The sequence below is a fragment of the Nonomuraea corallina genome, from assembly GCF_027620315.1.
Lineage (GTDB): Bacteria > Actinomycetota > Actinomycetes > Streptosporangiales > Streptosporangiaceae > Nonomuraea > Nonomuraea corallina.
This window is the reverse complement of record NZ_JAPNNL010000027.1, coordinates 1-17,820: the sequence shown is the minus strand read 5'-3', so window position 1 is coordinate 17,820 and position 17,820 is coordinate 1. Positions and strand designations below refer to the sequence as shown.

Below are 17,820 nucleotides of genomic sequence, written 5' to 3'. Positions count from 1 at the left end.
GGTCCAGTCTGGTCCAACCGTACCGGCGGCAGGTGCGCCAGCGTACGACGGTGGCCTGGCGTCCATCACGAGCCGGGGCGGTCACCGTACACCCGCGTCTCGCGCGACCAGCACGCCCGCGCCCGCCGTGCCTGTACGCCCGCGTCAAGTGACTGTACGCCCGCGTCTTGACGACCACGCCCGCGTCTTGACGACCGTACGCTCGCGTCTCGCGGGGCGTGACCGCCGACAGGGCCGGGGTCCGTACGAGACCTCGGCCCTGTCGGAGGCGTCAGGCCAGGTCCGGACCCGGGGTGTCGACGCCGGCGTGGCCGCGCGTGGAGCCGGTGCCGAACATGTCGCGCAGTTGCATCTCCTGCTCGATGACGCCCGCCAGGCGGCGGACGCCCTCGCGGATGCGGTCGGGCTCCGGGTAGCAGAACGACAGCCGCATGTGCCGCGAGCCGCTGCCGTCGGCGAAGAATCCGGTGCCGGGCACGAACGCCACCCGTTCGGCCACCGCCCGGGGCAGGATCGCCTTGGAGTCGAGCCCTTCAGGGAGGGTGGCCCAGACGAAGAACCCGCCTGCGGGCCGCGTCCAGGTGACCTCGGGCGGCATCAGGGATGCGAGGGCGTCGAGCATGGCGTCGCGGCGCTCGCGGTAGAGCTCCTTGAACGTCTTGATCTGCTCGCGCCACGGCTGCGTGGTGAGGTACTGGCCGACGGCCAGCTGGGTGAACGACGAGTGCGACAGCACGGCCGACTCCATGGCCAGCACGAGCTTGTCGCGGATGGCGTGGGGCGCGAGGGCCCAGCCGACGCGGAAGCCCGGGGCGAGCGTCTTGGAGAACGACCCCAGGTAGACCACGCCGTCCGGGTTGTCCGCGCGCAGCGCGCGCATCGGCTCGCCGTCGAAGCCGAGGAGTCCGTACGGGTTGTCCTCGACGATGAGCACTCCGGCGCGCTGGCAGATGTCGAGCACCTGCTGCCGCCTGGCCGCGTTGAGCGTGACGCCGCCGGGGTTGTGGAAGGTCGGGATCGTGTACAGGAACTTGATCGGAGCTCCCGCCGTTTCCAGGGCGTAGATGGTCTGGGCGAGGGATTCGGGCACGATGCCCTGATCATCCATGGCGATATGCACCACTTTGGCCTCGTATGCGGCAAAGGTGCCGAGGGCGCCCACGTACGAGGGTCCCTCTGCCAGGATCACATCGCCCGGGTCGATGAAGATCCGCGTGATCAGGTCGAGTGCCTGCTGCGAGCCGACGGTGACGACGACGTCGTTGCCGCCCGCCTGGATCCCTTCCAGCGCCATGACCTCGCAGATCTGCTCACGCAGATGCGGGTCGCCCTGGCCGGAGCCGTACTGGAGCGCGACGGGCCCGCGTCTGGTCACGAGATCCGAGACCAGCTCGCCGACCATGTCGAGGGGAAGCGCCGTGACGTACGGCATGCCGCCGGCGAGCGAGACCACCTCGGGCCTCGACGCGACGGCGAAGAGAGCTCGGATCTCGGAGGCGACCATCCCGGTAGCTCGCGCCGCGTACCGGTCGACGTAGGCGTCGATCCGCGACCCTTGGGTCGCGGGCGTCTGACCGTGATCCTGCTCTGCTGTCACGGCCCACCTCCTAGGTGTATATCGATCCGAGACTCCAGATTACGCCAGTCGGACATGTCGCCCGTGACGGGGCCAGACGGCCGTGATATCCGCTTGTGGCACTGTCCCTGGGCTACGATGCCAGCTGGGGACGCGGTTTTCCCGCGCTTTTCCGGGTCTACGATTGGGGCCGTAGGTGTCGCGTCGGCTGGTCAATATCACCCTGGACAATCTGGAAGATCTTCCCAGGCGCTGCCGTCAGTGCGTTTTCTGGGAGCTCGACCCCGTCAGCGGCGAGCGGGCGGTGATGTCGGGCGACCCCGGGCTGGAGAAGGAAGCCTGGATCTCCGGCACGCTCCTCGAATGGGGCAGCTGCGGGAAGATCGTCTATGTCGACGGGGTGCCCGCGGGGTTCGTCCTCTACAGCCCTCCGCTCTACAGCCCGCGTTCGGTGGCCTTTCCCACCTCGCCGGTGAGCGCCGACGCCGTGCTGCTGATGACGGCGCACATCGTGTCCGAATTCTCCGGCGGCGGGCTGGGCCGGATGCTCATCCAGGGCGTCGCCAAAGACCTCACGCGTCGCGGCGTGAAAGCCATCGAGGCGTTCGGGGACCTTAAGTGGGAAGAACCTAGTTGCGTAGTTCCCGCTGAATATTTGCTTTCCGTGGGCTTTAAGACGGTTCGTCCGCATTTGCGGTTTCCCAGATTGCGGCTGGAACTCAAGACCGCCGTCTCCTGGCGGGAGGACGTGGAGGTCGCCCTGGAGCGGCTCCTGGGCTCCATGAGCCCCGAACGCGCCCTCCGCCCCGTCTGACCCCGTACGCCCCTTCCAGAGGGTCTTCAGAGCCCTCCAGCGGCCACCCGGCCGGGACCTGGCCGCGACGGACGCGGCGAGCCGTGAAACGCGCGAGCCCTCCACCCCGGAGGGCGGAGGGCTCGCGGCGGACGGGGCCTAGATGATGCCGTCGAGCTCCCGGAGCAGCATGGCCTTCGGCTTGGCGCCGATGATCTGCTTGACGAGCTCGCCGCCCTTGTAGACGTTCATCGTCGGGATCTGGAGGACGCCCGCCTGGCGGGGCACCTCGGGGTTCTCGTCGATGTTGAGCTTGACGATCTCCAGCTTGTCGCCGTGCTCGTTGGCGATCTCCTGGAGGATGGGCGCGACCTGCCGGCACGGGCCGCACCACTCGGCCCAGAAGTCGACCAGAACGGGCTTGTCGCTCTTGAGGACCTCGGCTTCGAACGTGGCGTCGGTAACTGCCTTCACGGATGCGCTCCCTTACTTCTCGTTTGAGGCGAGCCAGCGCTCGGAGTCGAGCGACGCCGAGCAGCCGGTGCCCGCCGCGGTGATCGCCTGGCGGTAGATGTGGTCGACGACGTCGCCCGCGGCGAACACGCCGTCGATGTTGGTGGCGGTGCCGGGGTGGGCGACCTTGATGTAGCCGTTCTCGTCCAGCTCGACCTGGCCCTTGACCAGCTCGGTGCGCGGGTCGTGGCCGATCGCCAGGAACAGCGCGTCGGTGGCCAGCTCGGACTCCTCGCCGGTCTTGATGTTGCGCAGCTTGACGGCCTCCACCTTGGTGTCGCCGAGGACGTCGACGACCTCGCTGTCCCAGACGAAGCGGATCTTGTCGTTGGCGAACGCCCGGTCCTGCATGATCTTGCTGGCGCGCAGCTGGTCGCGGCGGTGCACCACGGTCACCATGCGGCCGAACCGGGTCAGGAACGTCGCCTCCTCCATCGCGGTGTCACCGCCGCCCACGACCACGATGTCCTTGTTGCGGAAGAAGAAGCCGTCACAGGTCGCGCACCAGGAGACGCCACGGCCGGACAGCCGCTTCTCGTTCTCCAGGCCGAGCTCCCGGTAGCCGGAGCCCATCGCGAGGATGACCGACTTGGCGTAGTACGTCTTGTCGTAGGTCTTGATGACCTTGGGGTCGGCCTTGAGGTCGACCTCCACCACGTCGTCGGCGATCAGCTCGGCGCCGAACCGCTCGGCCTGCTTGCGCAGGTTGCCCATCAGGTCGGGGCCCATGATGCCGTCGGGGAAACCGGGGAAGTTCTCCACGTCGGTGGTGTTCATGAGCGCGCCACCGGCGGTCACGGAGCCCTCGAAAAGCAGAGGCTTGAGTTCGGCGCGTGCGGAGTAGACGGCCGCGGTGTAGCCGGCGGGGCCGGATCCAATGATGATCACGTTCCGAACGTCGTTCAACGCTCCCACGCCTCTCTGTCTGATGGTGCCGTTCGCCTCAACAGATCCTAAGCCGTCGCCATTCCCGGCCTTCGGGCGCACACGCGAAAGAGCCCGCCGAAGCGGGCTCTTTCGAGGTCACGGAGCTACCAGCGGCCCAGAGCGGGCTTGCGCAGGTTCTTGCAGTTGAACGGATCGACGACGTCGATGCGCAGCCGCTTGGCCTCCTTGTTCTTCCAGGACGCCATGACGATGGCCTCCTGGCCGTTGTAGTGGCCCTGGTCGACGGCGAAGACCTCCAGCTTGGCGCGGCTGGACACCTTGCTCACGCAGTGGTCGACCTGGTTGCCGCCGGAGTCGCCGCCGACGATCGGGGCCGGTGCGAGGAAGTCGCCGAGCGCCTGGCGCAGCTCCTGGTCGCTGTAGTTGTGGCCGCTGTCGGTGAGCGCGTAGGCCCTGGCCCGCGTCTCCTGCCGGGACGGCTGGCTCGACGCCGCGAGCTCCGGCTGCCGGGCGGCCGGCTCGCCGCCGCCGGAGGCCAGCAGGCTCGTCGTCACCACCGCGGTGCCCACCACCGCGGCCGCGGCCGCCGCGGCCACCGCGGGCATGGCCCACCGGCGCCGCCGGACCGTGCGCGTCCGCGCCGGGAGGACGGTGCCGTCGTCGGAGACGACCCCGAGGCGAACCGGCTCCTGCCGCTCCCATGGCGCGTCGCGCATGAGCTCGTCCCAGTCCGGCTCCTCGGCCAGGCCGATCCCGCCGCGCCGCGACTCCGCCTCGGCGGCCAGCGCCTTGTCGATGCGTAGTGCGACACCCATCGGCATGGCCGGGGTGGGGGTCGCCGCGAGCACCTCGCGAACCGCCGCCAGATCCGCCAGCAGCTCCCCGCATGAGGGGCACACCGCGAGATGGTCGCGGATCCGGTCGGCTCTGTCGACGTCCAGGAGACCCTCGGCGAAATCGGCGAGGGCGTCCAGATCGTAGTGCGTATCACCCGTCACGAAGTTCTGCTCCCTTCGCGGATGAGACGCGACTCAAGTCAGATCGGTTCCGCAGATGCGAAAGAATCGGGGCAAGTTTCGCGCGGCCCCTGGCGCACCTGCTCTTCACCGTCCCACTGGGCACCTGGAGCACCTGAGCTGCGTCTTCGACGGAGTAGCCCATCATGTCGACCAGCACGAGCGCGGCCCGCTGATCGGCGGGGAGCAGCTTGAGCGCGGCCGAGACCTCCATCGAGACCTCGCGCTCCAGCGTCTGGTCGGGCAGGTGGGTGTCGCGCTCCGCGGCCTCGATGAGCTCGTCGTCCGCCACCGGGCGCACGGACTTGCGGCGCATCCGGTCGAGGCAGGCGTTGACCACGATGCGGTGCAGCCAGGTGGTGACGGCGGCCTCGCCGCGGAACGAGCCGGCCTTGCGGTAGGCGGAGACGAAGGCGTCCTGCACGGCGTCGGCGGCCTCGTCGGGGTCGCCGAGCGTGCGCAGCGCGACGGCCCACATCCGGTCGCGGTGTCTCTTGACGATCTCGCTGAAGGCGTGAGGATCTCCCTGGATGTGCGCGGTCAGCAGACCGGCGTCGCTGACCGCGTCGCCGGGACGATCCGCTGGAGACGGAGTCTCGGGTGGGGAGTTCACAAGAGGGGTCCTGGTTAAGCCGATCCTGGAGAGTGCACCACTACTTCATAGATGGTGCCATGAAACTTGCCCGCGTCTGCCGGGAGTCGGGTAAACCAGATCAAAACGTACTGGCCGCTCGCCGTCTGTTCCGGCTTGAAGGTCGTCTTGCCGGAGGCGTCCTTCGCCTTGGCGACGGTCTTCAACGACGACAGGTCGGCCTCGTCGCCCACCCTCAGCTCGACGTTGGCGCCCGGCGTCTCGCCCAGCGTAGCCACCACGTCGCTGATCTGCATGGACTTGCCCAGATCGACAAGCAGGCCCACCCCGTCCTTGAGGTTGCCGAGCTCGGCGCTGTTGTAGTTGTCGGTCTTCCAGAACGTGCTCGGCTTGCCGTCGATGGTGAGCGCCGCCAGCTCGGCCTTCTCCTCCTTGTCGCCGAGCGGGTCGAACCCGGTCGCCTCCTCCGGCTTGACCTCCTGCGACTGGGCGGGGGACTGGCTGACGGCGGCGGTCGGGGACGGCTGCGCCTCCCGGTCGTCGGGGCTGCCCAGGCTCCGGCCGATCGTCCAGGCGCCGACGCCGACCGCGACGATCACCAGGAGCACCACGACGGTCATCAGCACCCGGTTGAGCAGGTTGCCGCCGCCGCCCTGCGTCATGACCTGCGGCGCCGGCTGCGGCAGCGGGGGCCGGCGCCGCTCGGTGTCGAGGCCCTCGCTCGGGGAGGCCGACGTCACGGACGGCGGGGAGGAAGGGTACGGGATCGAGATCGGCATCGGCCTGGCCACGCCGGCGAGCGCCTCGGCGACCTGGGCGGGGCTGGAGAGCGAGCCCTGGCCCTTGCGCGACTCGGGCAGGCAGGCCCGGATCGTGACCGTATCGAGATAACCGGGCACCCCCGCGGTCACCTGACGGGGGGTGCAGAAGTGGCCGTCGGTCATCGGCGCGGCCGGGAGCGTGCCCTCTTCCTCGTCGCCCGGCCAGTGGCCGGTCAGCCCCGCGTAGAGCAGGCGGCCGAGGCCCTCGGCGTCGTCCAGCGCGGGCTGGTCGGTGGTCAGCCCGTAGAGGGCGGCGTCGACCGCCACGCCCAGCACCTTGACCGTGTTGCCGGTGGTCCACACCAGGTTTCCGGGACGCAGGCACAGGTGGTAGAGGTCGGCCTCGTGCGCGTGGGCGAGCGCCTCGGCGGCCTCGGCGACCAGCCCGGCGGCCCGCTCCGGCTCCAGCGGACCGGAGGACAGCAGGTCGGACAGGGTGTCGCCGGTGACCCACTCGCTGACGACGTAGGAGTGCTCGGAGTCCTCCGCGGCGTCGAAGACCTGGGTGATGCGGGGGTCGGTGAGCCTGCTGGCGGCGCGGGCGGCGGTGACGACCTCGTGGACGCGCGGGAAGTCGGGCGAGAAGGTCAGCACCGCGACGGGACGGGCGAGGATCTCGTCGATGGCCTTCCAGTAGGTGGCGCCGTCGGACTCGCTGACCCGGTCCTCCAGCCGGAACCGCTGGGCGAGGCGGGTGCCGGGCTCGACTGCCGATGTGCTCACTGGCTCACCCCGCTGGCCCGATCATCCCTGGTCACGACTCTCCACGCCTGCGTGGCGGTGTGATGCGCAGGCACGCTATGCCGGATGGATCCGCCCACGCCCCTCCTGCTTCCATTCGCGCGTGTCGGCACCATGCTAGTGCCCGGGAAGGTTGCTCCCCCCGCTCTTTAGCGGCGTACCCGCCCGGCGACCATCCCAACGACCGAGCTGACCTCGGGAATGCGAACCCGGTGGGCAATCCACAGATACAGGAGCATCCCCAGCCCGCCTCCCACGGTCAAAATGATCATCGAATTGAGGAAGCCGAGCCCGCCGAAGACCTCCTGCACCGCCCACACCGAGGCCAGGGCGAGCGCCGCGGTGGGCAGCGCGGCGAGGTACATCTTGGTCATCGCCATGCCGATCTGCCAGCCGCCCAGCCCGCCGACCCTGCGGCTGGCCAGCATCCAGGCCGCGATCGCGCCGAGCCCGTACGCGATCGCGTAGGCCAGCGCCAGCCCCATGACCGCGTAGCGGGCCGGCAGCAGGCTGTAGAACAGCACCATCAAGGCGGCGTTGACCGCGGTGGTGCCGGCGCCGACGAAGACGGGGGTACGGGTGTCGCCGAAGCTGTAGAAGACCCGCAGCAGCATCTGGAAGACCGCGAACGGCACCAGCGCGAGCCCGTAGACCTGCAGCACGTTGCCGATGTAGATGGCGTTGGCCACGGTGTTGGCGCCGTGACCGTACAGCGGCACGGTGATCGCCGGTCCGAGCACCATGAGCAGCAGCGACACCGGCACCATCACCGCGCCGATGAGCCGCACGCCGGAGCCGAACTCCGTGCGGACCTCCGCGAAGCGCCCTTCGGCCACGGCCCGGCTCATCCGGGGCAGCATCGCGGTGATCACCGAGACGCCGACGACCCCGTACGGGAGCTGGAAGAGCTGGAACGCCAGGGTGTACGGGGAGATGCCGTGGCCGGCGACCGCGTCGCCGGCGGCGCTGGAGAGGTTGGTGGTGAGCATGAACCCGAGCTGGGTGACCACCACGTAGCCGATCGTCCAGACCCCGGCCCTGGCCATCTCGCCGAGCCGGGCGTTGCGCAGGTCGAAACGGGCGACGAAGCGGAACCCGGCCCGCTTGAGCGCGATCACCAGCACGGTGGCCTGGGCCACGATGCCGGCCGTGGTGCCGAGGCCGAGCAGGGCCAGTTCGCCGTTGCTGACGCTGTTGAGGTCGGAGCCGTCGGTGACGACGATGGCGTAGGCGATCAGGACGCAGATGACGACCAGGTTGTTGACCACCGGGGCCCACATCGGGGCGGCGAACCGGTCGCGGGTGTTGAGGATCGCCCCCGCCACCGCGCCGATGCCGAAGAAGGCGAGCTGCGGCAGGATGAACTGGGCCAGCCGCACCGCCACCTCGAACTTCCTCTCACCGCGGTCCCAGTCGGTGTAGAGGTCGATGAGCAGGGGGGCGGCCAGCACGGCCAGCGCGGCCACCACGATGAGCACGATGGTGGCGAACGTCAGCAGCCGCTGCTCGTAGGCGCGGCCGCCGTCGGGGTCCTGCTGCTGGGCTCTGACGATCATCGGCACCACGACGCTGCTGAGCACGCCGAGCAGCAGCAGGTCGAGGATGCTGTAGGGGATGGCGTAGGCCGCGTTGTAGGCGTCGCCGAGGAAGGCCGTGCCGATGGCGTAGGCCAGCACCATGGTCCGGATGAACCCGGTCACGCGGGACACCATCGTGCCGGCGGCCATGATGGCGCTGGCCCGCAGCAAGCGGCTCATGCGGTCTCACTCTCCCGAGTCCTGGCTGCCCGTGCGCCGCGCCGTTGCGACCTGCGCCGGAGTATCCGCGTCACCACCGCCGCCAGCATGACGGTCAGCGCGCATCCCACGATGACCAGCGCGATGCCGGTGTAGCCGGTGGTGCGCACGATCAGCTTGACCGGGTCGCCGTAGGGCCGGCCGTCGGCGGTCATGAGCTGGACGGTCACCGTGGCGTCGCCGCCGCTGGAGGAGGTCACGGTCATGGGGATCTGGACGGTGCCGCTCTGCTCGCCGTTGATGTGCAGCGGCTGCCGGAACTCGGACTCGAGCAGGTCGGGGTCGTCGGACCGGGCCGTGACGTGCAGCGAGACGGGGACGTCGAGCTCGTTCTTGACGCTGATCGGGACCTCGCCCTCGCTGCCCGCGAGGGTGCGCGGCTGGTCGGGGCCGGCGCCGGTGATCGACACCAGCCTGGTCCGGTCCTCGACCGCGTCGCCGACCTGCTTGATGACGGCGCGGCCGACCTTGGCGCTGCCTCGCCAGGCGGAGGAGGTGAGCCTGAGCACCGCGGCGTCGAAGGACGACTGGCTCTGGCCGGTGATCAGGGCGGTCAGCTCCGCCTGCGCGGCGACCTCCTGGACCGGGGCGAGGTACTTGCCGCTGAGCTCCTGCTTGCGGTCCTTGTCGGAGTAGGTGAGCCCGGCGCGCTGCGCCGGCGTGGCGGACACCTTGATCGAGTCGAGGGGGGTGAGCGACAGCCACGGCAGCCTGCCGGCGGTCTTCAGCAGCGTCGAGACGACTGTCGGGCTGGGGTTCCAGCGCCGGGACGGGGCCACGACCAGGGACCGCGCCCGGGTCTGGCCGGGCTCGGCGGCGAGCGTCGCGGTCTCGGCGACGAACCGCTGCCTGCTCAGCAGGGTCGCGCCGCGCGTGCCGGCGGCGGGTTCGAGGAGGCGGCTCAGCTCGGCGTCGGCCACCAGCGCGGTGACGGGGCCCATGACGGTGTCGAGGGTGGCCGCGGCGTCGGGGGTGCCGGCGAGCGTGGTCGCGGCGGCGGCGGCGGAGGAATCCTGCGCCGTCGGCAGCGCCGCCGGATCGAGCAGCACCTTGTCGATCCGGGCGCCGCCGGGCGTGCCGACGGCGAGCAGGTCGAGCGCGTCGGCGTCGATCACGCCGCCGACCGGCCAGTAGGTCGACGTCACCACGTCGTTCTTGATCAGCGTGGCCTTCTGCCGGGCCAGCTCCAGCGCGCGGGCCGGCTGCCGGTCGAGGCCCCGGTGGGCCAGCGCGGTCACGTCGGGGTCGGCGTACGGGGTGGCGATGACGGCGTTGTCGGCCAGCGCCGCGCGCATTGAGGTGAGCCACTGGCCCGCGGCGGGCTCGGCGGGCCGCTGGTCGATGTCGTCGTCCTTCTTGACCCGGAACGGCTTGGTCATGGCCTGGACGTCGTCGAAGAGCGCCGGGTCGACGACCCAGGTGACGTTCGCGGGGGCGGTCTCGGCGATGCGGGCGAGGTCGGCCAGCCGGCCCTTGCCGGTGAGCTCGGCGATCAGCTTCTCGTCCACGAACGTGCCGTCGTCGGCCCGGCGCGGCTGGTCGATCACGGGCAGCACGAACGACAGCCGGTTGCGCACCGGCCGCGGCTGGGCGGTCGCGGGCGCGTACGTGAGGAAGGTGCGCTGGGAGGCGAGCTGGGCGGCGTCCCACTGGACCACCTCGACGGCGAGCGGGTAGGCGCCGAACGCGGTCAGGCCGAACTGCGCGGGCGTCATCGTCAGCTCGAACTCGACGGAGGAGTTGGCGGCCAGCTCGGGGATGACCATGCTCGACTGGGTGGAGACGTTGGGCGGCTGCGTGACGGTCGTGGTGTCACCGGCGAAGGTGCTGAGCGCGGCCCGGTCGGTGAAGCGCTGGGGGGAGTAGCGCACCCTGACCCGCAGGCCCGGCAGCGGCGCGGAGCCGCTGTTGCGGACCGTGCCGGTGACCTTGATCTCGGTCGCCCGTTCGGTGGCGTAGTCCGGGGTCACGGACGTGAGGGCCAGCTCGACGCCCTGCCTGCTGGTGATCGCGCTGCTGGTGATCGCGCTGCTGGTGATCGCGGCAGCCGGGCCCGGCGCCGCCGCCACCGTGATCGGGGCGAGCAGCGCTGCCGAGAGCACGGCGAGCAGCGTGGTCCTTCGGATCACGCTTCGGCCCGGGCTGGAGTACGACGCACGCCCGCAATGGTACGGGTTCAGTGCCCCTGCGCGACCGCCTCCAGGCCCGCGTGGGGGCCCGGCGCGCGAAGGTCGACGGTCTTGCCCGACAGGAGTGTCAGCAGGTCCAGGGCCCGCATGGTGAGCACCGCGTGGCGCTCGCCGATGGCGGAGAAGATCGGATCGGTGTCGGCGCTGAGCCGGTCGTCGATGAACACCGGCAGCTCTTCCGGCAGCAGCAGCGGCCCGACCAGCCCGGCGGCGTAGTCGGTGGCCTCGTTGACGAGGTGGGCTGGTGCGTGGCGCACGGTGCGGACGCCGAGCAGCCCTCCGACGGCTCCCGGGCGTGGCGGTGCGGCGAGCGAGTGGACGACGGCGACGACGAACGGGCGCCCTATCCTCGGTGCGACCTCGAACACCGTGACCGTCACGCACCTCTCGGGCGCGGCGGAGATCGTCGCGGGAAGCTCGTCCGCGCAAGTGATGGGGCGCGGAAGGCGTACGATCTCATGGTGGACCTGGTGTGCGAGGAGCCAGCGGTGGATCGCGAGGGCGTCCTTCATGAAAGACCTCCTTGCCTCGTTCCATCGCGCCGTCGGTCCCCAGACCGAAGGTAACCCGGCCCCGGTGTGGCTCGGGGGATATGTTCCGATTCGAAGGACCTACCCAGCTTGTCCGACTCAAATCTGACCGAAACTCAGCAGCGGGCCATGCGAGACCTGTTCCGCAAGATCGCCCCTGTGGCCGACGAGCTCGGCCGTCTGTTCGCCGACGGCGGCCACGAACTCGCCCTCGTCGGCGGCCCGGTCCGCGACCTCCTGCTCGGCCGGGTCGGCAAGGACCTTGACCTGACCACCGACGCGCGGCCTGAACGGGTGCTCGACCTCGTGCGTGACTGGGCCGACTCCGTCTGGACCATCGGCATCGACTTCGGCACGGTCGGCGTGCGCAAGGGCGGCTGGCTGATCGAGATCACCACGTACCGCAGCGAGAGCTACGACCCCAAGTCGCGCAAGCCCGAGGTCCTGTACGGCGAGACGCTGGAGGCCGACCTGGAGCGCCGCGACTTCGCGGTCAACGCGATGGCGGTGCGGCTGCCCTCCCACGAGTTCGTCGACCCCTACGGCGGGCTGGCCGACCTGGCCGCCAAGCGGCTGCGCACCCCCGGCCCGCCCGAGCGCTCCTTCGGCGACGACCCGCTGCGCATGCTCCGCGCCGCCAGGTTCGCCTCGCAGCTCGGCTTCACGGTCGACCAGGCGGCGGTGACCGCGATGACCGAGATGGCCGAGCGCATCGAGATCGTCTCCGCCGAGCGCATCCGCGACGAGCTCGACAAGCTCGTCTGCGGCCCTCATCCGCGCGACGGGCTGCGCCTGCTCGTCGACACCGGTCTGGCCGCGCACGTGCTGCCCGAGCTGCCCAAGCTGCGCCTGGAGATCGACGAGCACCACCGGCACAAGGACGTCTACGAGCACACGCTGACCGTGCTCGACCAGGCGATCGCCCAGGAGGACGACGCCCAGCCCGACCGCATCCTGCGCTGGGCGGCGCTCATGCACGACATCGGCAAGCCCAAGACCCGGCGCCACGAGGCCGGCGGCCGGGTGTCGTTCCACCACCACGAGGTCGTGGGCGCCCAGCTGACGAAGAAGCGGATGGGCGAGCTGCGCTTCCCCAAGGACGTGGTGGCCGACGTGTCCCGCCTGGTGGAGCTCCACCTGCGCTTCCACGGCTACGGCACCGGCGAGTGGACCGACAGCGCGGTGCGCCGCTACGTGCGCGACGCCGGCCACCTGCTGACCCGGCTCCACAAGCTCACCAGGGCCGACTGCACGACGCGCAACAAGCGCAAGGCGGCCGCCCTGTCGCGCACCTACGACCAGCTGGAGGAGCGCATCGCCCGGCTGGCCGAAGAGGAGGAGCTGGCCAAGATCCGCCCCGAGCTCGACGGCAACGAGATCCAGCGGGTGCTCGGCGTCGGCCCGGGCCCGGTGGTGGGCAGGGCCTACAAGTTCCTGCTCGACCTGCGGCTCGACAAGGGCGTCATCGGCAAGGAAGCGGCCACCGAGGCGCTCCTCGACTGGGCCGGGGACAACGGCGTGGTCACGGGCTGACCGGCGCGCGGGACCGAGTGATCATCCGGTAGGCCAGGCCGCTCGCCAGGTAGCCCACCGTGATGATCACTACTGCCGCGTACGACTTGCCGTCGGGCGGCAGGATGGCCGCCGACAGGGCCGCCGCCAGCACGTACATGCCGTTGAAGAGCATGTCGTAGAGGGAGAACGCGCGGCCCAGATAGACGTCGGCGACGTCGCGCTGGACGGTCGTGTCGGCGCAGATCTTGACGCTCTGCCCGGCCAGGCCGAGCACGAACCCGGCCGCCGGCAGCCCCCACTCCTGGAAAGGCGCCACCAGCACGCCCGCGAGCACGCCGGCCGACGACAGCGCGATCGGCACCCAGCCGGTGATGGTGAACCGCTCCGTCGCGTACGGGGTGATGATCACGGCGAGGAAGTAGCCGACGCCGGAGGTGGCCACGACCAGGCTGATGCCGCGCAGCGCCGCGTCGGGATCGCCGTCGGTGAAGTAGTAGCGGTAGAGGATGATGCCGAGCGCGGTGGCCATGCCGTAGAAGAACCGGTGGGCCGCCATCGCGCCCATCGTCGCGGCGGCGATCGGCCGGCCCGCCAGGTGGCGGGCGCCGTCGACGAGCCCGGTCACGACGTTGCGCAGCGCCTCGCGGGCCTGCGGCCGGTCCGGGTCGCCGGACGGGCCGAGCAGCGAGCGCTCCATCGTCCGCGCGACCAGCGAACTCAGCCCGAACACCAGGCCGGAGGTGACGAGCAGCAGCGCCACCCCCGTGTCACCGCCGCCGAACAGCTCCCGCAGCAGGAAGCCCACCCCCGCGCCGACGAACGTCACCACGGTGCCGGACGTCGGCGTGACCGCGTTGGCGGCCATCAGCCGGTCGGCCGGCACCACGTGCGGCAGCGAGGCGCCGAGCGCCGCCAGGAAGAACCGGTTGACGCCCAGCACGGCCAGCGCGGCCACGTAGAAGACCGCGTCGGGCACGTCGGCCGCGACCAGCGCCGCCGCGCCGACCAGCAGCACGCCGCGCACCAGCGGCGCGATCACCAGGATCTGCCGCCGCGACCACCGGTCGATGAAGACGCCCACGAACGGGCCCAGGATGCTGTAGGGCAGCAGGAGCACGGCCAGGCCCGCCGCGACCGCGAGCGCGGTCGTCTGGCTCTCGGGGCTGAAGAAGGCGAACCCGGCGACGCCGAACTGGAAGATCCCGTCGGAGAACTGGGAGACCAGCCGGGTGCCGAAGAGCCGTCTGAAATCCCGCCCTTGGAGCACCACGCGCAGATCGGCGACGAAAGACACGCCGCAAGCCTAACCTCGTGCGGAAACGCGCGGAGACCGGAGAGACAGGCGCCTCGGGTGAGCGCGGGGGTTCAGGAGACGCTCATGATCACGTACGCTTCATAGCGTGACGACTGTGGAACACGTGGTACTCGTTGACGGCTCCGGCCACGCGCTCGGCACCGCGCCCAAGCTGTCCGTGCACGGCCCGGAGACACCGCTGCACCTGGCCTTCTCCAGCTATGCCTTCGACCGCGAGGGCCGCGTGCTGCTGACCAGGCGGGCCGGACACAAGCTGACCTGGCCGGGGGTGTGGACCAACAGCTGCTGCGGCCATCCGCTGCCGGGCGAGCGGCTGGACCAGGCGGTCATCCGCCGGCTGTCGTTCGAGCTGGGCCTCACCGTCGAGCGCGCCGACCTGGTGCTGCCCCGCTTCTCCTACCGCGCGGTCATGGGCAACGGCATCGTCGAGCACGAGCTCTGCCCCGTCTACCGGGTGCTGGTCGACGGCTCCGCCAGCCCCAACCCCGACGAGGTGGGGGAGACGCGGTGGATGGCCTGGCCGGAGTTCGCCGACGGCGTGGTCAGCGGACTCATCTCCATCTCGCCGTGGTGCCGGGAGCAGGTGCCGCAGCTGTCGGAGCTCGGCCCGGACCCGCTCCGCTGGCCGACGGCCTCGGTCGAGGACCTGCCGCCCGCCGCGCGCCAGCCGTACGCCCCTTAGCGGGCGGCGCCGCACCAGCGGCGCCGCCGACGCCGGGGCTCAGCGCTCGATCTCGCCGCGGATGAACTTCTCGACCTGCTCGCGGGCCTCGTCGTCCGAGTACTGCACGGGCGGCGACTTCATGAAGTACGAGGAGGCGCTCAGGATCGGGCCCCCGACGCCGCGGTCCAGGGCGATCTTGGCCGCGCGGACGGCGTCGATGATGATGCCGGCCGAGTTCGGCGAGTCCCACACCTCCAGCTTGTACTCCAGGTTGAGCGGGGTGTCGCCGAAGGAGCGGCCTTCGAGGCGGACGTAGGCCCACTTGCGGTCGTCGAGCCACGGCACGTGGTCCGACGGCCCGATGTGCACGTCGGCCTTGGCCATCTCGTGCGGGATCTGCGAGGTCACCGACTGCGTCTTGGAGATCTTCTTCGACTGGAGGCGCTTGCGCTCCAGCATGTTCATGAAGTCCATGTTGCCGCCGAAGTTGAGCTGGTAGGTGCGCAGCAGCTCGACCCCGCGGTCCTCGAACAGCTTGGCCAGGACGCGGTGCGTGATGGTGGCGCCGACCTGCGACTTGATGTCGTCGCCGACGATCGGCACGCCCGCCTCGGTGAACTTCTCGGCCCACTCGGGGTCGGAGGCGATGAACACCGGAAGCGCGTTGACGAAGGCCACCCCGGCGTCGAGCGCGCACTGCGCGTAGAACCGGGCGGCGTCCTCGGACCCCACCGGCAGGTAGGAGACGAGCACGTCGGCCTGGCTGTCGCGGAGCACCTGGACCACGTCGGCCGGAGCCTCGTCGGACTCCTCGATGATCTCACGGTAGTACTCGCCCAGGCCGTCGTGGGTGTGTCCGCGCTGGACGATCACCCCGGTCGGGGGCACATCGGTGATCTTGATCGTGTTGTTCTCGCTGGCGACGATCGCCTCCGAGAGGTCGCGCCCGACCTTCTTGGCGTCCACGTCGAAGGCCGCGACGAACTCCACGTCGCCTACGTGGTAGTCACCGAACTTCACGTGCATCAGGCCCGGCACACGCGCGGCCGGGTCGGCGTCCTTGTAATAGTGAACGCCCTGGACCAGTGACGCCGCGCAGTTGCCGACACCGACAATGGCCACGCGAACCGAACCCATCGCACTCGCTCCCTTACTCATTGCTTGACGTGGTATCTGTTGCAGGGCCCTCCTGGGAGGCCCGTCTCTCCGTGGCGATCAGCTCATTGAGCCAGCGGACCTCGCGCTCGACGGACTCGAGCCCGTGCCGCTGGAGCTCGAGGGTGTAACTGTCGAGCCGCTCCCTGGTGCGGGCCAGGGCGGTGCGCACGCTGTCGAGGCGCTCCTCGAGGCGGCTGCGCCGGCCTTCGAGGATGCGCAGGCGGACTTCGGCCTCGGTGTGGCGGAAGAACGCGAAGTGGACGCCGAAGCTCTCGTCTTCCCAGGCGGACGGGCCTGCCTGCGTCAGCAGCTCCTGCAGACGCTCCTTGCCCTCCGCCGTGAGCTTATAGACGATCTTCGATCGGCCACCCACGATCGTGGGCTGATCCGGTTGCTCCTCGGCGATGAGCCCTTCCTCCAGTAGCGAGCGCAGGCACGGATACAACGACCCGTAGGAGAAAGCGCGGAACATGCCGAGTATGGTGTTGAGCCGTTTGCGCAGCTCATAGCCATGAAGCGGCGTCTCGTGCAGCGACCCGAGCACGGCCAGTTCCAGCACCCTGCGTTGTCCGCCGGCCATGGGAACCGCCCTCCTCTCGCGTCGATGTATCGAGCCGATACATCCAGAGGATACGTCGTGTCGCTATATCAAGCAATCGTGGACTTCCCCAAGTCGTTGGGATCAATCGGAAAAAAGCCGTAGTCTGGCGCCCATGTGGTCACAGCGAAGGGTGGTGGATTACGGCCTCGCGAAGCGGGCGGTAGTTCACTCCGTGCGCGCCGGGCGGACTTCGCCCGGCGACGTCTGCGACGCACAGCCGTACCTCCTCCGGGCGGCCCGCCACTTCGGCGAGCCGACCGACCGCCTCTGCCCCCTGTGCGAGCGGGGGAACGTCACCAACGTGACCTATGTCTACGGGGACTCGCTCGGCCGTCATGCCGGTCGGGCAAAGGGCGCCGCGGAGCTGGCGGAGATGGCTCATGATTACGACGAGTTCCGGGTCTACGTGGTCGAGGTCTGCCAAGGTTGTTCCTGGAATCACCTGACGGTCTCGTTCGTCCTCGGGAACGGACCGCCGGACGTCGTCGGCCCCGCATGGACGACCACCTAGACGACAGGCCGCACGACACAACCCGAGGACGGCGAGGAGTCACGCCCCAATCCGCCGTGATATCCGACGACGATGCGAGGACGCGTGAGTTACAGCAGCAACGAAGGGACGGCCCGCCCGGGAAGGCGCCGCCGCTCCGGCTCAACTCGTTCCGTGCCCCAGGAGCCGCCGCCGCAAACCGGCGACGCCCCTTGGGGCGGGCAGTCGCCCACCCGTCGTCCCGAGGCCGCCTACGAGCAGACCGGCACCATGGCCGCGCAGCAGTACGGCGACCCGCCCTCCGACCCGCGTCCCGCGCCGCCCGCCCGCGGCGGCTATCCGGTAGGGCCCGGCGGCCCCGGCCAGCGGCCCTTCCAGCAGCCCGGCCCTCAGCCGGGCACCCAGCCCGGCCAGCCCGCCCCGCGACCCGGCCCCCAGCCCGGCCATCAACCAGGCCAGCCCGGCCAACCTGGGCAGCCCGGCCAGCCTGGGCAGCGCAGGCGCGCGCCCGGCTCGCGGCGCCGCACCTCCGAGCAGGACACCCGCGTCCGCAGCAACGAGGAGACGGTGGTCAGCGACGGGCCGCGCCGCTCCCGCAGGTCCGGCGGGTCCGGCGGCGGGG

General features: G+C 70.3%; 16 protein-coding genes and 1 pseudogene. 5 read left to right on the top strand and 12 right to left on the bottom strand.

Translation table 11 applies throughout. From position 1 onward, the window contains the following. Nucleotides 1–271 precede the first annotated feature (271 nt). Complete coding sequence (locus tag OUY22_RS09905; protein WP_270154569.1) at nucleotides 272–1,504, bottom strand: aminotransferase-like domain-containing protein; 1,233 nt, start codon at nucleotides 1,502–1,504, stop codon at nucleotides 272–274. A 268-nt stretch (nucleotides 1,505–1,772) separates the two neighbouring features. On the opposite strand from OUY22_RS09905, the gene OUY22_RS09900 reads away from it, so the two are divergent. Continuing rightward, nucleotides 1,773–2,390, top strand: coding sequence for a GNAT family N-acetyltransferase (locus tag OUY22_RS09900; protein ID WP_270154537.1), 618 nt, complete (start codon nucleotides 1,773–1,775; stop codon nucleotides 2,388–2,390). A 138-nt stretch (nucleotides 2,391–2,528) separates the two neighbouring features. Here the strand turns inward: OUY22_RS09900 and trxA are convergent, their stop codons facing one another. The 8 genes from trxA to OUY22_RS09860 all read right to left on the bottom strand — a co-directional run bounded on the left by trxA (nucleotide 2,529) and on the right by OUY22_RS09860 (nucleotide 11,437). Further along, nucleotides 2,529–2,843 carry a thioredoxin gene (gene trxA, locus OUY22_RS09895; protein ID WP_270154536.1) on the bottom strand — a complete coding sequence of 105 codons (315 nt, stop codon included), beginning with the start codon at nucleotides 2,841–2,843 and terminating at the stop codon, nucleotides 2,529–2,531. A 12-nt stretch (nucleotides 2,844–2,855) separates the two neighbouring features. Further along, entirely contained in the window at nucleotides 2,856–3,788 is a 933-nt protein-coding gene (gene trxB, locus OUY22_RS09890; RefSeq protein ID WP_270154535.1) for a thioredoxin-disulfide reductase, read from the bottom strand. Nucleotides 3,789–3,913: 125 nt separating this feature from the next. Continuing rightward, nucleotides 3,914–4,768, bottom strand: a complete 855-nt coding sequence (locus tag OUY22_RS09885) for a zf-HC2 domain-containing protein (protein ID WP_270154534.1) — start codon at nucleotides 4,766–4,768, stop codon at nucleotides 3,914–3,916. Further along, nucleotides 4,758–5,399, bottom strand: a complete 642-nt coding sequence (sigM, locus tag OUY22_RS09880) for an RNA polymerase sigma factor SigM (protein ID WP_270154533.1) — start codon at nucleotides 5,397–5,399, stop codon at nucleotides 4,758–4,760. The genes OUY22_RS09885 and sigM overlap by 11 nt, the downstream gene beginning before the upstream one ends. Before the next feature lie 14 nt (nucleotides 5,400–5,413). After that, on the bottom strand, nucleotides 5,414–6,922 hold the full coding sequence (locus tag OUY22_RS09875) for a protein kinase family protein (protein ID WP_270154532.1): 1,509 nt from the start codon (nucleotides 6,920–6,922) through the stop codon (nucleotides 5,414–5,416). Nucleotides 6,923–7,089: 167 nt separating this feature from the next. Continuing rightward, nucleotides 7,090–8,697, bottom strand: a complete 1,608-nt coding sequence (gene murJ / locus OUY22_RS09870) for a murein biosynthesis integral membrane protein MurJ (protein ID WP_270154531.1) — start codon at nucleotides 8,695–8,697, stop codon at nucleotides 7,090–7,092. Further along, nucleotides 8,694–10,865 carry a DUF6049 family protein gene (locus OUY22_RS09865; RefSeq protein WP_270154530.1) on the bottom strand — a complete coding sequence of 724 codons (2,172 nt, stop codon included), beginning with the start codon at nucleotides 10,863–10,865 and terminating at the stop codon, nucleotides 8,694–8,696. The genes murJ and OUY22_RS09865 overlap by 4 nt, the downstream gene beginning before the upstream one ends. A gap of 47 nt (nucleotides 10,866–10,912) precedes the next feature. Continuing rightward, the gene (locus OUY22_RS09860; RefSeq protein ID WP_270154529.1) at nucleotides 10,913–11,437 is read right to left on the bottom strand and encodes an aminoacyl-tRNA deacylase; all 525 of its coding nucleotides are present in this window, start codon (nucleotides 11,435–11,437) and stop codon (nucleotides 10,913–10,915) included. A gap of 147 nt (nucleotides 11,438–11,584) precedes the next feature. Between OUY22_RS09860 and OUY22_RS09855 the strand changes: the two genes are divergently transcribed. Next, the gene (locus OUY22_RS09855) at nucleotides 11,585–12,988 is read left to right on the top strand and encodes a CCA tRNA nucleotidyltransferase (RefSeq protein ID WP_270154528.1); all 1,404 of its coding nucleotides are present in this window, start codon (nucleotides 11,585–11,587) and stop codon (nucleotides 12,986–12,988) included. Here the strand turns inward: OUY22_RS09855 and OUY22_RS09850 are convergent. Beyond that, nucleotides 12,978–14,264, bottom strand: a complete 1,287-nt coding sequence (locus OUY22_RS09850; RefSeq protein ID WP_270154527.1) for an MFS transporter — start codon at nucleotides 14,262–14,264, stop codon at nucleotides 12,978–12,980. The genes OUY22_RS09855 and OUY22_RS09850 overlap by 11 nt on opposite strands. A 106-nt stretch (nucleotides 14,265–14,370) precedes the next feature. Here OUY22_RS09850 and idi point away from each other — a divergent pair, with 106 nt between their 5' ends. After that, entirely contained in the window at nucleotides 14,371–14,967 is a 597-nt protein-coding gene (gene idi, locus OUY22_RS09845; protein ID WP_270154526.1) for an isopentenyl-diphosphate Delta-isomerase, read from the top strand. 39 nt (nucleotides 14,968–15,006) lie between these two features. On the opposite strand, the gene OUY22_RS09840 is transcribed toward idi, so the two are convergent. Beyond that, nucleotides 15,007–16,086, bottom strand: a complete 1,080-nt coding sequence (locus OUY22_RS09840) for an inositol-3-phosphate synthase (RefSeq protein WP_270154525.1) — start codon at nucleotides 16,084–16,086, stop codon at nucleotides 15,007–15,009. 13 nt (nucleotides 16,087–16,099) lie between these two features. Next, the gene (locus OUY22_RS09835; RefSeq protein ID WP_270154524.1) at nucleotides 16,100–16,687 is read right to left on the bottom strand and encodes a PadR family transcriptional regulator; all 588 of its coding nucleotides are present in this window, start codon (nucleotides 16,685–16,687) and stop codon (nucleotides 16,100–16,102) included. Between OUY22_RS09835 and OUY22_RS09830 the strand changes: the two genes are divergently transcribed. Both OUY22_RS09830 and OUY22_RS09825 read left to right on the top strand, forming a co-directional pair. Then, nucleotides 16,686–17,219, top strand: a complete 534-nt coding sequence (locus OUY22_RS09830) for a DUF5318 family protein (protein ID WP_333486647.1) — start codon at nucleotides 16,686–16,688, stop codon at nucleotides 17,217–17,219. The two genes, OUY22_RS09835 and OUY22_RS09830, sit on opposite strands and share 2 nt — an antisense overlap. 153 nt (nucleotides 17,220–17,372) lie before the next feature. Continuing rightward, a pseudogene (locus tag OUY22_RS09825) lies at nucleotides 17,373–17,820 on the top strand (hypothetical protein); the annotation flags it as partial.

Excerpts from the sequence above, each read along its gene's own strand:
- OUY22_RS09905 (WP_270154569.1), bottom strand. The coding sequence starts at position 1,504 with ATGGTCGCCTCCGAGATCCGAGCTCTCTTCGCCGTCGCGTCGAGGCCC.
- murJ (WP_270154531.1), bottom strand. The coding sequence starts at position 8,697 with ATGAGCCGCTTGCTGCGGGCCAGCGCCATCATGGCCGCCGGCACGATG.
- OUY22_RS09860 (WP_270154529.1), bottom strand. The coding sequence starts at position 11,437 with ATGAAGGACGCCCTCGCGATCCACCGCTGGCTCCTCGCACACCAGGTC.
- OUY22_RS09855 (WP_270154528.1), top strand. The coding sequence starts at position 11,585 with ATGCGAGACCTGTTCCGCAAGATCGCCCCTGTGGCCGACGAGCTCGGC.
- OUY22_RS09840 (WP_270154525.1), bottom strand. The coding sequence starts at position 16,086 with ATGGGTTCGGTTCGCGTGGCCATTGTCGGTGTCGGCAACTGCGCGGCG.
- OUY22_RS09830 (WP_333486647.1), top strand. The coding sequence starts at position 16,686 with ATGGGAACCGCCCTCCTCTCGCGTCGATGTATCGAGCCGATACATCCA.
- OUY22_RS09835 (WP_270154524.1), bottom strand. The coding sequence starts at position 16,687 with ATGGCCGGCGGACAACGCAGGGTGCTGGAACTGGCCGTGCTCGGGTCG.